This window comes from Pseudacidobacterium ailaaui, from assembly GCF_000688455.1.
Taxonomy (GTDB): domain Bacteria; phylum Acidobacteriota; class Terriglobia; order Terriglobales; family Acidobacteriaceae; genus Pseudacidobacterium; species Pseudacidobacterium ailaaui.
The window spans coordinates 1,492,468-1,506,762 of record NZ_JIAL01000001.1; the positions used below are offsets into that span (position 1 = coordinate 1,492,468).

Consider the following 14,295-nt stretch of genomic DNA (forward strand, 5'->3'; position numbering starts at 1 on the left):
TTCCGATGTCCCCTCAGATCCTCATCGGCATAATGATGTAACGATATTTGTATTCGTCCGATCCGTCTTCCGGACGCATCTGTCCGGCAGACTGGGCGTCTTTAAATTCCAGCCGGACCTCTCCTGTGTTGCCTACGGCCTTCAGAAAATCCAGCAGGTATGAGGAATTGAACCCGACCACCAAAGGATCAAAGTGGTATGGCGTCTCAATCACGTCTTCGGATTCTCCTGCATCGGTCGATGAAGAGGAGATGCGCAGTTCGTTCTGCTCCAGCCGTATTTTGATGGCCCCGGAGCGCTCATCGGCAAACTGGGCCACACGCTGGATGGAGCTGGTCAGGTCCTCACTCCGCACCACGACAAATTTGTTGTTATCGCGCGGCATCACCGCCTCGTAATTCGGAAACTGACCTGTCAGCTTGCGGCTGGTCAGCGTGCGATGGCCGATGCGGAAGAACAGCGTCTGCTCATCATCAGCAAATTCCAGATACTCGTCTTCGCTCACGGACAGCAGCGATTGCAGCTCCTGCAGCGCCTTGCGCGGAATCAGCGTGCGCTTCTCGCCGCTGATATTGGAGAGTGTCTCTCCCGATTTCTCAATATGTGCCAGACGATGCCCGTCCGTCGCTACCATGGTCAGGCTCTCCGCCTTGAGCACCAGCAAAGCGCCGTTCAATGTATAGCGTGATTCCTCATTCGAGATGGCGAAGATGGTCTTTGAAATAAGGTTTTTCAGGGAAGAAGTCGGAATCCGGGTCAGGCTTGTCTCGGGAAACTCCGGCACCTGCGGAAAATTGGCCCGCGCCATGCCCACCATTTTCGTATTGGAGCGGCCCGCGCGGATCTGCACCCAGTGGTTTTCCAGCAGCTTGATGGAGATATCACCGTCCCCCAGCAGCTTGATATAGTCATACAGCTTACGTGCTGGAATCGTGCAGGAACCAGGCTTCTTTACTTTGGCCGCGCACGAGGTCTTCATGCTCTGGTCCAGGTCAGTGCCCGTGATGGTGAGCCGGTCGTTGTCCGCCTCCAGCAGAAAGTTGGAAAGGATCGGAATCGTCGTCTTGCGCTCAACTACGCTCTGCGTTGCTGTAAGCTCGCGCAACAACTCCTGCCTGCTGACGCTGATCTCCATCGCTCCCTGCGCTGTCTGTTTTTCCTGCTCCAAGCCTACGCCAGGCATACTTTGCCCCCTTTAGGGATTTGCCTCAATTTACACTACTGCGCGCAAAAGAATGAAGCGCACAGCCCTTTGGCATTCATTCTATTGATAAACAGCTTGAATTGTATCTGCGGAAAAACTGGGGCTGCGGAGGAAAATTTTCTGCGGGTCCTCGATTGCGCTGCGGTGCGAGTAAGGCTTTGATGAAACAAAATGACAGTTTTAACCAGCAGCCGCAGCAGATGGCTGCGGAAATGTGGAAAGATGTCCCGAAATCAATCCCTACAGCGGCATCCATCGGTACCTGTTTTAGAAAACCCGTCCCGAAAAAACGCAAAACTTGGATGAACGGACAAAAACACGGCAAAGCGTACCGCAATCTCCGCAACTCACACAGCCCGCATGGAAAACCCGATGTGGAAAGCTGCGTCTCACCGTGGAAACTGCGTCCCCGTGCAAGCCGTACAGGGGTCTCATGCACACCAGAAATCCACGGTTGTCGCAAAATCCGCAGCTTCCACAGTGCCGCAATTTGCCAGCGCTTATTCTTGTTTTGGGTGGTGCAGAAAAAAGGCCGCAGCGCGCGGAAGGCAAGGATTGCAACCATCTGCTGCCGCCTTGGCGCAGAAGGTCAAAGGTGCAGCGCTGCTTCAAGAAAGATGCAGCGTTCCCTCTGTTTCTCTGCCAGGACCGGCCGGCTTTCTGTCTAGCGACAGAGGAACACGGCAGAAAAAAAAAGAGGAGGGCCCTGGGAAACAGCAAGCGCTGCTCGCGCAAAAAGACGTGTGTCTTTATGGGAGAAGATGAGGAGAGAGTCAGAACAGGCAAAAATACCGTATCGGGGTATGTTACCCACTGAGCGTGAAAGGAAAGTCAGTGTACGCCCAGCATGTCAAGCAGCGTATCAAAGTCTTCCAGTCGCGAATATTCAATAATGACGCGGCCCCTGCCGTTCTTGTCTTCGATGGTGACCTTCATGCCGAGGGCCCTCTGAAGCAGGTCGCGGGCCTCCCGGACATTCGGATCAAGAGGTTCTTTCACCTTTTCTTCTCTTTTTTTCTGCTGCTCAGGGGTGAGGATATTCTGGATATAGGTTTCCGTCTGCCGTACAGAAAGGGAGAGCGCAGTGATCTTCCGCGCGGCTTCCAGGATCGACTGGGGGTCTTCAAGCGCCAGAAGGGCGCGGGCGTGTCCAAAACTGAGCTGACCGTTCTCGACTTTCTCCTGGACCTCGGGAGGAAGACGAAGAAGTCGCAGGAAATTGGCAATGGTGGCACGGTCCTTGCCCGTGCAGAGCGCCATCTGCTCCTGTGTAAACCGGAACTCGCGGCCCAGCCGGTCGAAGGCGCGGGCCTGCTCCATGGGATTGAGGTCGCTGCGCTGGAGGTTTTCGACGATGGTCATCTGCATGGCCTGCTCGTCGGAGACCTGGCGCACAATGGCAGGAACTGTCTTTTTACCGGCCTTCTGTGAAGCCAGCCAGCGCCGTTCCCCGGCAATCAGCTGGAAGCGACCATCGGGCAAGGGGCGGACGACGATGGGCTGCACAACTCCAGTGGCGGCAATCGACTGCGCGAGCTCCGCCAGCTGCTGTTCGTCCACCTGGCTGCGCGTCTGGTAGGGATTGCGTTCAATATCGCCCACTGGAATTTCGCGCGGCTTTCCGGTGGCTTCTTCCACGGTCGGCACGGCGTCCTGCCCAGTGGGGGTCCCAGAGTGCAGGCGGGGCAGCAGAGACTCAAGCCCCTTGCCAAGGGCGCGGCGTTTGGGAGCGTCGGTGGTTGTGCTCATCTTTGTGACCTCAGGATAGGATTTTCGCGAAAGCAGACGGGCCGGCCCTTACGCATACGGCCAGAAGCGCACCTCTTTTTTCTCTCGTTTGGCACCCGCATCTTTTCGTTCTCTGGCGCGAGGGCTTTCCATGCCGTTCCTTTGCAGGATCTCCTCGGCCAGGTTGCGATAGCTTTCTGCTCCGCGCGAGCGCTCGTCATATAACAGGACCGGCTTGCCATAGCTGGGGGCCTCGGCCAGGCGCACATTGCGGGGAATGGCTGTCTTGAGCAGCTTGTCCTTAAAAAATTCGCGCAGATTTTCGGTGACCTGTTGGGCCAGATTGGTGCGGTCATCATACATGGTGAGCAGGACACCTTCAATTTCAAGCTTCGGATTGAGGCCTGCCTTGACACGTTCGAGCGTCTGCATCAGCTCACTGATGCCTTCGAGAGCGAAATATTCAGCCTGCATAGGCACCAGGAGAGCATCGGCGGCAACCAGAGCATTCAGCGTCAGAAGGTCAAGCGCCGGAGGACAATCCAGGACCACGAAGTCGTACTGGTCTCGGACCGGAGCCAATGCTGTTTTCAGGCGGTCTGAGCGGTTGTCCTGCTGCACCAGCTCGACATTGGCCCCAATCAGGTTCTTGCTGGAGGGGACCAACTTCAGCGTCTCGATCTCTGTCGGCAGCAAGGCGTCGGCCAAGTCTGCCTCGCCCAGGAGAATGTCATAAGTGGATTTTCGCTCCTCATTCCGGGCAAAGCCATAACCACCAGTGGAGTTGGCCTGCGGGTCGCAGTCAATCAGAAGGCACCGAAGGCCTTCCAGGGCAAGCGCGGCCGCAAGATTGATTGCAGTGGTGGTTTTGCCGACCCCGCCCTTCTGGTTCACAACCGCCAGTACTTTTCCCATGACACCTTTGGGAAAAGACTAATGGCTGGGGGTGGAGAAGTTCAATCTCAGCCGCTGTGAAGAACTGGTACCAAATTGTGGAAGACTGAGGGGAGCGTCCAGGAAGAACCTTGTAAATTCATGAAAATAAATTAGATAAATGCCAAATTTTGAGGTCGCCAGGTTTTAGCAACCATTTGGGACCGGTGGAAAACTTCTGAGTGTTCCACGTGGAACAATGCCGCTATTTGCATCTCCCTGCGTGCGGGTTTCCTCGTGCCAGAAGGTTTTCAAAGCTGCCTGGGCCGGTCCTAATCAGGGCGAAAATGTTCCACGTGGAACATTTTGAGTGTATTACGCGGGGCGATGATCTGGAAGGCAATTCTTAGTTCCCGAGTGTTCCACGTGGAACACTCGAAATGCCAAATCGGAGACCAAGGCGTTCTGTTTTAGCGAAGAAAAGGCAAAATTGTTCCACGTGGAACAATTTTGGCCCTCTTAGGAAGGTCCAGAGGGAATTTCGTTAAGTCTTGGAGTGTCTACGAAAGGGAAAGGGTTTGCCAGGGACACCTTGCTCACATCCGATGGCCTCATGGGATTGTTCCACGTGGAACAATCCGCTGGCGCTTCGCGGCCCCAAAATCTTTGCAGCGCAGAAATGTTCCACGTGGAACATTTTCTGAGGGCAAGCTGGGTTGTTTCCATGGAAATGCTCGCGGAGGTCTTTCCCTCCTACAGCTTTTCTGTGGCCGCGCGGCAAAGAGAAGGCAAAATTGTTCCACGTGGAACAATTTCAGGGCTTTCGTCCTAACAGAAGTACACGCTGCTCCGATCCCGGAAGCGAAATGAATCTATCCCAGGCGATTTCGGGTAACAAGTCCTTGAGCTTTTGTGCGGCAGACAAGGTCGTCATCGGGGCCAGCCACCCTCCGGGGGCCACTTTATCGGCTGCCAGCCGACAGGCATCCTCCATTTTGTCGACTGCCCGGAGAGTGACCGCGTCCCATTTCCTCTCAAGGGCCTCGACCCGGCCAGCATGGACCTCGGCATTGGAGAGTTCCAGGGTCCGGACGGTTTCCCGAAGAAATGCCGCCTTTTTGTTCTGGGATTCTGCCAGAGTCACGCGAAGCTCCGGGCGGCATAGGGCCATGGGCACCCCGGGAAACCCGGCCCCAGAGCCAAAATCCAGAAGCGTAGGAATGCCTGCGGGCAAAGAACGCGCGGCTGCAATGCACTCGGCAAAGTGCCGCTGTACGATTTCCTGCGGAGTACGGACAGCGGTGAGGTTCAGGCGGGCATTCCACTTCATCAGCAGGTCGAGATAGGCCCCAAAACGGGCGAGCACCTCAGGAGGCAGCGATCCAACGCCGGTCTTTTGAAGGACTTCCTGGATCATCGCGCGATCGATTCCCGAACCTCGCGCGGCCTCCATGCGCGGGCAGCATCCACAAAAGCAGCAAAGATGGCCCGGGACTCGGCCTTCTGCTCAAAGCTCCGCTCCGGATGCCATTGCACACCCAGAACATAGTGGCTGCCCCGCTGCTCGACCGCTTCAATGGTCCCGTCGGGCGCCATGGCGATGACCTCCAGGCCATCCCCCGGCACGGCGATGGCCTGGTGATGACTGCTATTTACGGCGAGGGTCTGAGGAAGTCCTGCCAGACGCTGGGCCCCTGCTGCAATTTCGACCGGATGGGCTTCCAGGACTTCACGTCCTGCCTTGTGCTGGACCGCGGTTGCCAGATGCTGAACCAGGGTCCCGCCTTTCCAAACATTCAGAGATTGTGTCCCGTAGCAGATGCCCAGAAGGGGTTTGTGCAGATGAAAGGCATCCTGAAGCAGCAGCTCATCTATGGCTTCCCGGGCCGGGTCTGCTGCGGCGCACTCCGGAACAGGGCTTTGCCCGTATTTCTGCGGATTCAGGTCGGCCGGACTTCCTGGCAGCAGGACGCCGGAGCAGGAAAACACCAGATTGGCCACCTCGGCTGGCGGGGCAAGCAGGGAAATTCGCACGGGAAGTCCTCCAGCGGCCTCGACGGCGTGGGCATATTGCGGCCAGCTCCGCTGGTTGTATTCCAGCTGTGTGGAGTTCGGCTCCGGGATGGCGATGCGCGGACGGTCCTGGTTCATACAATGCTCTCCGGCGAGGGAGACAGTTCTTCCAGTGAGGGCTGCGCGGGTTCCCGCAAATAGGAGTGCGCATAATAAAGATGCGCAATTTTGTCCCGGAGCCGCTGGGTAAGCTGTTCAAGGTCACGCATGGAGTAAGACGACGTGTCGATCGGCTCGCCAATGGCCAGGGTGACAGGAACAGGATAAAACTGTCCTGTGTGGACAGGCAAAAGCTCATGCGTACCGACCAGGGCCATGGGGACGATGGGGACCTGCGCGCGCAGCGCCATGAAGGCTGGTCCATTTAGAAAAGGTTGGAGGTGGCCATCTTCACTGCGGCCCCCCTCGGGGAAGATAAACAGAGGCATTCCGGACTTCAGTGTTTTGACCGCGCTGCCCAGGCTTGCAATTGAGGCCCGCGGATTGTCCACGTTCACGGCCACCTGCCCGGAGCGCCGCAGGTGCCAGCCGATAAAAGGCAGCTTCCAGAGGTCATGCCGCGCCACAATCCGGAATTGAAAAGGAAGCGAGCTGAAGATGACCGGCGTGTCCATGTAAGAGAGATGATTGCAGGCATACACGGCAACAGGATGCCTGCGCAGATGTTCCGCTCCGACGACGGTGACGGGCACCGCGCTGATCCAGACCGAGACACGCGCCCAAAGCTGCGCAATCCTGTGCTGGAGGCGGCCATGCTTTTCAAACAGGGAAGCAAGGAGGGAAAGACTACCGAAAAACGCCGTTGCAGCAAAAAAAGCGGGTGCCTGCACACAGTTGGAAAAAAGGCGGTTGATGAGGGGCAGTTTTCGGGGCCGAGGGCCAAGAGGATGGACGATCACTGTGCCAGCTCCGCCCGCAGTTTCCCGACCAGGTAGACGGACCCGGTGCCGACGATGAGCCCCGAGGCAGGGACCATCTCCTGTGCATACCTGAGGGCCGTGCCTGCATCGGGCATCGCTTCATAGGCTGCGCCGGTGGCCTGCGCGGCAGCTTCCAACTCCGCCATGTCGGCTGCGCGGGGAGAATCAACAACCGAGAGCAGGACACGGTCAAAAAGAGGAAACAGGATTTGGGCCATCTCGAAGACGGGCTTGTCTTTCAGGCAGCCAAAGATGAGTACGCGGGGCTGTTCGCTGGTCTGGGCCAGGGCCGCGCGCAAGGCCCAGGCGCCGGCCGGGTTGTGGCCGACATCCAGCAGGATGCGTGCTCCAGAAATGGAGCGAAAAGACTCCAGACGTCCGGGCCAACGTGTATTTTGGACGCCCTCGGCAATCTGCGCGGGCGTCATTCTGTAACCGTGATGGTTGCTTAATTCAACAGCGGCGGCGATGGCCAGGGCCAGGTTCCGCTGCTGGTGCTGGCCGGCCAGCGGGGAGGCAATCTCGACCTGCTCGCCCAGGAGCTGTAGCGGATAAGGACCGGAGGCAACGGAGCGAGGAGGCAGATACTCTGCCGCATTGACGCCGCGCACCTTCAGGGCGGTGGCCACTTCGCCCAGCACCTGGTTGGCCTCTGGGTGCTGCGGCAGGGTGACCATGACACCGCCAGACCGCAGAATGCCTGCTTTTTCCCGTGCGATGGCGCTGATGGTAGGGCCAAGCCATTCGGTGTGGTCCAGAGAAATATCGGTGATGATGGAAAGCAGCGGATCGACGATGTTGGTGGCATCCAACCTGCCGCCCATGCCTACTTCGAGCACGGCGATGTCGAGTTTGGCCTGCGCAAAGGCGGAGAAGGCGAGGGCGGTCATGGTCTCAAAAAAGCTGGGTGGATGGGGCAGCCTGCCTTCATGCACGAGCCGGCGCGCCACATCGTCCACGGTGAAGTAAAGGCGGGCAAAGTCATCATCGCTGATCTCTGCCCCGTGAATGCGGACGCGCTCGTTGACGCGGACCAGGTGCGGCGAGGTGTAGAGGCCGGTACGGTATCCAGCGGCCTGGAGGATGGAAGCCAGTGTGGCCGAGGTCGAGCCCTTGCCGTTGGTCCCGGCAATCAGGACGGAGGGGAATTTACGCTCGGGATGCCCGAGTGCCTCGGCGAGCACGCGCATGTGTTCCAGATCGAACTTGCGCCGCCGCTGTCCCGGTGCAGAATGGAGCTCTCCAGCGAGCGCAAACAGGCTTTCAATGGCTGCCGCGTAGGACATGGTTTGATTTTAGTGGATTGCATTTATCGGCATCCCTGGTTTGCTGCCGAGGGCAGGGTGAGGAAAGTGATGCTGGCAGGCGGAAGGAGCAGAACGCCAGCCGAGACAGGACGGCCGTCCAATGCGGGAAGAGAGCCGTCTGGGGAGGCATGCAGCGGCGCTCCATTGAGCCAAACCTCGGTCGAATCGAGGGCAGGTGCGGTAAGGGTATAACGTTTTGCAGGGACGGGGATGCGGAGGCCCTGCTGCTGCGAAGTACTGGTATTCAATGCGAGGAGAGCAACGCCACCTGAGCGGTCCTTCAAACAATGGGCGTAGAGGCGCAGGGACCCTTGCGACGACGTGCCGGGATCGAGGACGACGGTGCCCATGGTCCGTTTCCAAAGCAGGGCGGCCCAGTAATTCGGCTTGGGCGTGAAGGTATTTTCCGTAAGGAGGCCGTAATCGCTGGCTGCCAGAGTGTTGTGCATGACGACCTGCACGCCTTTGCGGGCCAGGGCGCCGAGCTGGTTGAGGAAACGGAACGTATCCGCAAACTGGCCGGCAATCGGGTCGCCACCGCAGGCGGCCTCGGCAGTTTCCGTAAGCCAAAGCGGTTTGCCGGGCAGGTATGTCTGCTGGAGTTGCTGGTAGAAGGCCTCAGCGGTATTGGTCCGGTCAAGCCACTCGGCGGAGAGGGCCTGGCTGAGAGGGATGCCGGCGCCGCAGCGACGGGAGACCGCGCCATAAAAGTGATAGGAGAAGGCATCGTAGACCGGACCGGTGGCCTTCATCAGGTCCTCGGTGCGCAGCATTTTCAACGAGAGATTTCCTGGTGTGAGCGGCACGCCCTCGCCGGTGCCGCTGGGTCCTAAAAAGATGGTTTCTGGAGATTCCCTGCGCAGAAAGGCGCGAAAAAGACGGACGTCCTTGGCGTAGTCTTCCGGTCCATAGTGGGGCGGTGCGCCGCCGATTCCGGCGAAATTCGGCTCATTCATAAATTCCATTGCTGCAATTTGTGTATGAAGATGTCGGGTGTAATCGAGGAGCGCCCGGGCCTGGTCCGGCATCCAGAGACCGTTCGCATCCCGGGTGCCGGCACTGACGGCCGCGGAGGTGACAAGCTTTGCCTGGACTGCGCGGGAGAACTCGACGACGCTTCTCCACTCGGCCCGGGTGAGGACGCTGGCAAAGCCGCGGGGGGGCTGCTGCGGCGCAGGCGCATCCTTGTCCTGAAAGTAGGTGCTGTTGGCCCAGGTCCCGCTGACGCGCATGTAGGAAGGGGCCAGTGCCGCAGCGAGCCTGCGCAGGCGGGAGTTGTTCAAATCAATGGGTGGACGATACTCAAAGAGGTCAGACGGCAGGCCGGGGGCTGGTCCTGCTGCGTGGCGGCAGCAGTGACGGGACCCTGAGCAGAAGAGGGATAGGGTTTCCAGAAACGGCCTCCGGTGACCTCGACCATCTCGACGTTGAAAGACAGAAAGCGCGGACTGACGGTGCCCAGTGTGGGCATGGTAGCAGGGGAAAGATCCGTCTGCGCCCTGAGCGAAAGGGCGATGATGAACAGAAAGGCGAGAGAAAGAAAAGACTGGTACCTCGGTGTTCTCATGTCTGGATGATCTTCTCCGGGCACCATCGTACACCCCAGCAGGCTTAGAGGGCCCTTGAGTACCGCGGGAGGGGACAGGACGGCGGCGCGTTCCCCGAGCCTACTCGCGGTAGACTTCGACATCATCCAGGCCAGCCACGTCGCCCCCGCCGGGGAGTCCCTCGATGCGAATGGTATCGCCGGGGGCAAGAGGAAGAGGCCCGGTGATGTGCCGGGTGGAGGTGTTGCCGTCCATTTTGGAAGAAGGCAGCGTGTCATCTGCGGCCCACGCATCCATGAGCTTGCCATTTAAGTACAGGCGGAAATGCGCAACGCCGGTGTTCAAATCAAAATACTGTGCGGCCAGAGCGTAGCGGCCCGCATTGCCCTGAAACTGAAACGACGCCGAGCAGCCGCTGGTCCGGTTGCAGGCCACGGCCTTTCCGCCGGAGGCTGTTTCCCAGGGGGTGACGTTGACGGGTGTGTAGCCGTCAAGCTGCATGGATTCGGCTTCGATGCGGCCGGGATGGTGTCCGACGCGGCCTTTTTCGTCAGCGATGCCGGAGGTCCTCTGGAACCACTCGCAGATGGCATCGCGCCAGACGATGGCATGGCCCGCCTGATAGGTGAGCCGCTTGAGGACTTCGGCGTAGCGCTCCTCATCCACGCGGCCTTTGAGTGTCTGCCACTGCTGGACGAGATGGGCTGCATCTTCGGCGCCCTGGTAATGGGTGTCAAAGATGTGCTGGATGACGGTCTGGCCAGAATGCAGCTTTTCGGTATAGGGAACGTGGTGCATGAAGAGCAGCAGGTTGTCCGGACATGTTTTGAGCGACTCATACATGGCGGCAACGGGCCGATGATACTGGCCGATGTAGCCGGTGCCGGTGGCGACGGTGCGGTCCATGCCAATGCCTTGGTGGTCAGCGCGGAACCACTGGCCCCAGCCGTTGCGCTCGGCCGATTCAATGCCGGGTCCGTAGTGCGAGCCGAGGATGTCGGTCATGGTGCCTGCGCCCAGCGGTCCGGTATAGCTCTCATAGATGTGCCAGGAGGCGAGCTGCATGGCGGTGATGGTGCGGACCACCTGCGGGTCATTGCCGAAGGTGAGGCGCGTCCACTCTTCGGCGATCTGCTGCGCACTCAGGTCGGGGTCCCAGGCCAGCCGCGCGAACCCGTAAAGATTGGCCATGGCCAATGGATGGCCGAGCCAGTTGGGGTCTAGCCCCACGTTCGCAACGGCGACCATTCCACCCAGCGGGCGGTGAAAGGTCTTTCCCGCAATCAGGTCTTTGACGGGTGTGCCTGCGCGGTCCGCATGGAGGTCAAAGTCGAGCACCTCTTTCCACATGGGAACCAGAAAGCACAGATGACGCTGCTGTCCGGTATACTCCTGCGTGACCTGCACTTCCATGGCTTCGCTGGTGTGCTCAAGAGCGCCGAGCAGTGGCGAGACCGGCTCGCGCGTCTGGAAGTCGATGGGGCCGTGTTTGATCTGGAGCACGACGTTGCTGTCGAAGCGCCCATCAAGGGGATGGAAGATGTCATAGGCGGCGCGGGCGCGGTCGGCCTTCGGGTCGCGCCAATCCAGATGATGGTTGTAGACAAAGGTGCGGTATAGCACGATGCCGCCGTGAGGCCGGAGGGCGCGGGCCAGGGTATTGGCCGCATCCGCAGGCGAGCGGCCATAGTGCGAGGGGCCGAGCTGGCCCTCGGAGTCGGCCTTGACGGTAAATCCGGCAAAGTCGGGGATGAGGGAGTAGATTTCATCTGCCTTGCTGCGCCACCAGGCCGCAACCTGCGGGTCGAGCGGATCGAAAGTGCTGAGATGGCCGATGGTCTGCGGGCTGGCCATGCTGACAGAAAGGGCCAGGCGCACACCCCAGGGGCGGAAGGCGTCGGCGATGCGGGCAAGCTCGCGCAAGCTGCTGCTGGAAAGCACATCCGGAGCGGCATTGACGTTGTTCACATTGCAGCCGTTGATGCCGACCGAGGCCAGCAGGCGCGCGTATTCGGCTGCGCGGGTGAGATCGGTGCGGACGTGGCCCTGGTTGAAGAAGACGGAGCGGCCCGCGTATCCGCGCTCGATGCTGCCATCGGGATTGTCCCATTGGTCGACCCAGCGGATGGGAGCAGAGGGGACCTCGCGGTCGTCCAGGTGGCTGAGGTCTTGCTGCTGTGCGATGCGGCGGAGGAGCGCGAAGGTCCCGTAAAGGACGCCGCGGCTGTTTGCCCCGATAATCAGGACCTGGCTGCGTCCGCGCTGGCGGAGCGCTTTGAGCCAGAAGCCATCGCCGCCCATGGAGGCAGGCGTGAGCCAGGGAAAGTACTTCTGCGCTTCTGTAACTGTGACGAGTACAAATGCGTCCTCCGAACGGGGGACGTCCGTCACGGGCACTTCCCTGCCGAGCATCCCGCGCAGTCCTCGCTGGAGTTCGGAGGCGGCGCTTTGCGCCACGAGGCTGTGGTCGAGCAGGACGATGGAGTGCGGCAGCCAGACATCGGCCGGCTGATTTTCAACCGGGGCGTAGCGGAGCCAGGCGGCCTGGCCGGATTCGGCAGACAAGTGATGGACCAAGGCGAAGACGAGCAGCAGGCAGAGGAGACGGAGAAAGCGAGGAGCGGTCATCTGGTTAAAGCGATTTACTGAGCATGATTTCCTCTGGGGTGAAGGGCTGTCAATGCGTGGGGAAGAGGCGGGGTGGGAAATTCGGGAAAGAAGGAGCTTGTCAAGGGATTCTGTAAGCGCTTACACTGGGTCGCCAGAACCCAAAAAGGAGAGTCCTTCCCCATGTCTTTTCTCAAAGCGGCCGCTTTGGCAGCCGTATGTTCCTTCGCCCTAGCCTTTGGCCAGACGAACCCTCCGCTGCATGTTTCCTGGCCTGCAACTTACACGAACCCCCTAACGCTGAGGACGGCAAATGGGCCAGCGGAGAGCTGCCCGGACCCGGCGATCATCAAGCAGAGACAGAGCGGGTTTGACACCTGGTATTTGTACTGCACGGGTGATCCGCTCAACTCTGCTGATGTGGATGCTAACGGCAATCTCAGGCCGCATCTGATTCTGCAATTCAAGTCCTATGACCTGGTGCACTGGACGTATCTCAGCGATGCGTTCCAGAAGACCCCGGCATGGGTGGGAACAGCGACGGCGCAACTGTGGGCGCCGGCGGTGAAGCACTTCAACGGCAAATATTACCTGTACTACGTGGCGCCGAACACGATGCAGGGTGGCAGCGCCATTGGGGTAGCGACGAGCGCGAGTCCGGCGGGGCCGTGGGTGGACAGCGGCGCACCGGTGGTGGCGCCGGAGAACAATCCTTATAACAACGCGCCGGGGCGGGCGGTGATTGATCCGGACGTGATCGAAGACAATGCAGGGCAACGCTACATTGCCTATGGCAGCTTTAACGGCGGCATCAGCATTCGCAAGCTCTCGGCAGACGGGTTGACCTCAGACCCGGCCTCAGAGCAGCAGCTTGCGATTGACAACTACTACGAGGGGGCGAACTTCTGGAAGCACGATGGGTACTACTACCTGATGGTTTCCGCGTCCACATGCTGCGATGGTCCGCTGAGTGGGTACAGTGTGCGGGTAGGACGGGCGTTGACGCCGCTGGGTCCTTTTGTTGACAAGAACGGGGTGTCACTGAACACCTTTGCTCCGGGCGGGACGTTTGTGATTGCGGCCAATGGCAACCACTGGGGCGGGCCGGGAGGCAATGTGGTTTTTACCGACGACTCAGGGCAGGACTATATGCTGTACCACGCCGTAGACCTGAATGCGCCCTATTTTGATGGATTTCCGGGGGTGACGCGGCGGCCTGCACTGATTGATCCAATTGACTGGGTGGACGGATGGCCGGTGGTGCGCGGCGGACTTTATGCTTCTGCCGGGAAGCAGCCTGCTCCGGCGGCGCAGCCGTGGCAGTACAACACATATGTTGCGAAGGACGAGACAGTGATGGACCTTCCGGGACAGAAGATTGCCGCCTTGTCCGATGAGTTCAACAGCATGACGCTCTCGCCGCAATGGCACTTTGTGCATCCGCAGGCCAACAATACCTATACGCTGACGGGCAGTGCGTATGAGGTGCAGACGCAAGGGCCGGATGAAGCTTCAGACCCGGCGCAGGTTTCGATTCTGGCAGAGCCGGTGCCGGCAACGGGCGACTGGATGGTGGAAACGAAGGTGACGACGAGCGTGCCGTTTGACAACTCGTGCTGCTACAACTACGCGCAGGGGGCGCTGTTCATCTATCTGAATGACCAGAACAGCATCAAGCTGGATGTGGTGCCGATCTGGGACACGCGGCAAGTGGAGTTTGGCAAGCAGGTGGGTCCGGTGCCGCAGAATTATCCAACGTATGACCATCAGGTGGTGGGACCTCCATCGACGACAACGTGGCTGCGCATTGTGCGGCGGGGGCATGGAGATGCAGGCGAACTGTATACCGCCTACAGCTCTAACGACGGAGAGCATTGGGTGAAGGGGGGTACGTGGCAGCACCAGCTTGGGTCGAGCGCGCAGATCGGGATCTCGGCGGAGAATACGGCCGGCTTCACGATGGATTTTGATTATGTGCGGGTGTACCGGCTGAAATAAGGCCATCCAGGGCAGGATGCGGGGCCTGGCATTGCTGA

At 59.5% G+C, this 14,295-nt stretch carries 12 protein-coding genes; 1 reads left to right on the plus strand and 11 read right to left on the minus strand.

Annotation, left to right across the window (positions count from 1 at the left end; all coding sequences use genetic code 11):
* Positions 1-13: 13 nt before the first annotated feature.
* The 11 genes from dnaN to N655_RS0106670 all read right to left on the minus strand — a co-directional run bounded on the left by dnaN (position 14) and on the right by N655_RS0106670 (position 12,280).
* Entirely contained in the window at positions 14-1,183 is a 1,170-nt protein-coding gene (gene dnaN / locus N655_RS0106620) for a DNA polymerase III subunit beta (RefSeq protein WP_049961298.1), read from the minus strand.
* Positions 1,184-1,259: 76 nt separating this feature from the next.
* On the minus strand, positions 1,260-1,769 hold the full coding sequence (locus N655_RS20535) for a hypothetical protein (protein WP_155987530.1): 510 nt from the start codon (positions 1,767-1,769) through the stop codon (positions 1,260-1,262).
* 266 nt (positions 1,770-2,035) lie between these two features.
* Positions 2,036-2,953: a ParB/RepB/Spo0J family partition protein gene (locus N655_RS0106630; protein ID WP_026442348.1), complete on the minus strand. Its 918-nt coding sequence runs from the start codon at positions 2,951-2,953 to the stop codon at positions 2,036-2,038.
* 48 nt (positions 2,954-3,001) lie between these two features.
* Complete coding sequence (locus N655_RS0106635; protein ID WP_026442349.1) at positions 3,002-3,847, minus strand: ParA family protein; 846 nt, start codon at positions 3,845-3,847, stop codon at positions 3,002-3,004.
* 772 nt (positions 3,848-4,619) lie between these two features.
* Complete coding sequence (gene rsmG / locus N655_RS17740) at positions 4,620-5,258, minus strand: 16S rRNA (guanine(527)-N(7))-methyltransferase RsmG (protein WP_081823611.1); 639 nt, start codon at positions 5,256-5,258, stop codon at positions 4,620-4,622.
* The gene (locus N655_RS0106650; protein ID WP_044934119.1) at positions 5,219-5,956 is read right to left on the minus strand and encodes a gamma-glutamyl-gamma-aminobutyrate hydrolase family protein; all 738 of its coding nucleotides are present in this window, start codon (positions 5,954-5,956) and stop codon (positions 5,219-5,221) included. Before N655_RS0106650 ends, rsmG begins: the two co-directional genes overlap by 40 nt.
* The gene (locus N655_RS0106655; RefSeq protein ID WP_238324548.1) at positions 5,953-6,777 is read right to left on the minus strand and encodes a lysophospholipid acyltransferase family protein; all 825 of its coding nucleotides are present in this window, start codon (positions 6,775-6,777) and stop codon (positions 5,953-5,955) included. The genes N655_RS0106650 and N655_RS0106655 overlap by 4 nt, the downstream gene beginning before the upstream one ends.
* Positions 6,774-8,084, minus strand: a complete 1,311-nt coding sequence (locus tag N655_RS0106660) for a bifunctional folylpolyglutamate synthase/dihydrofolate synthase (protein WP_026442352.1) — start codon at positions 8,082-8,084, stop codon at positions 6,774-6,776. The genes N655_RS0106655 and N655_RS0106660 overlap by 4 nt, the downstream gene beginning before the upstream one ends.
* A 23-nt stretch (positions 8,085-8,107) precedes the next feature.
* On the minus strand, positions 8,108-9,388 hold the full coding sequence (locus N655_RS17745; protein WP_049961300.1) for a hypothetical protein: 1,281 nt from the start codon (positions 9,386-9,388) through the stop codon (positions 8,108-8,110).
* Positions 9,385-9,672, minus strand: a complete 288-nt coding sequence (locus tag N655_RS20870) for a hypothetical protein (RefSeq protein WP_238324549.1) — start codon at positions 9,670-9,672, stop codon at positions 9,385-9,387. Before N655_RS20870 ends, N655_RS17745 begins: the two co-directional genes overlap by 4 nt.
* A gap of 100 nt (positions 9,673-9,772) precedes the next feature.
* Entirely contained in the window at positions 9,773-12,280 is a 2,508-nt protein-coding gene (locus tag N655_RS0106670; RefSeq protein WP_069955811.1) for an alpha-glucuronidase family glycosyl hydrolase, read from the minus strand.
* A 162-nt stretch (positions 12,281-12,442) separates the two neighbouring features.
* Between N655_RS0106670 and N655_RS0106675 the strand changes: the two genes are divergently transcribed.
* Positions 12,443-14,257, plus strand: a complete 1,815-nt coding sequence (locus tag N655_RS0106675) for a glycoside hydrolase family 43 protein (protein WP_081823612.1) — start codon at positions 12,443-12,445, stop codon at positions 14,255-14,257.
* Positions 14,258-14,295 lie beyond the last annotated feature (38 nt).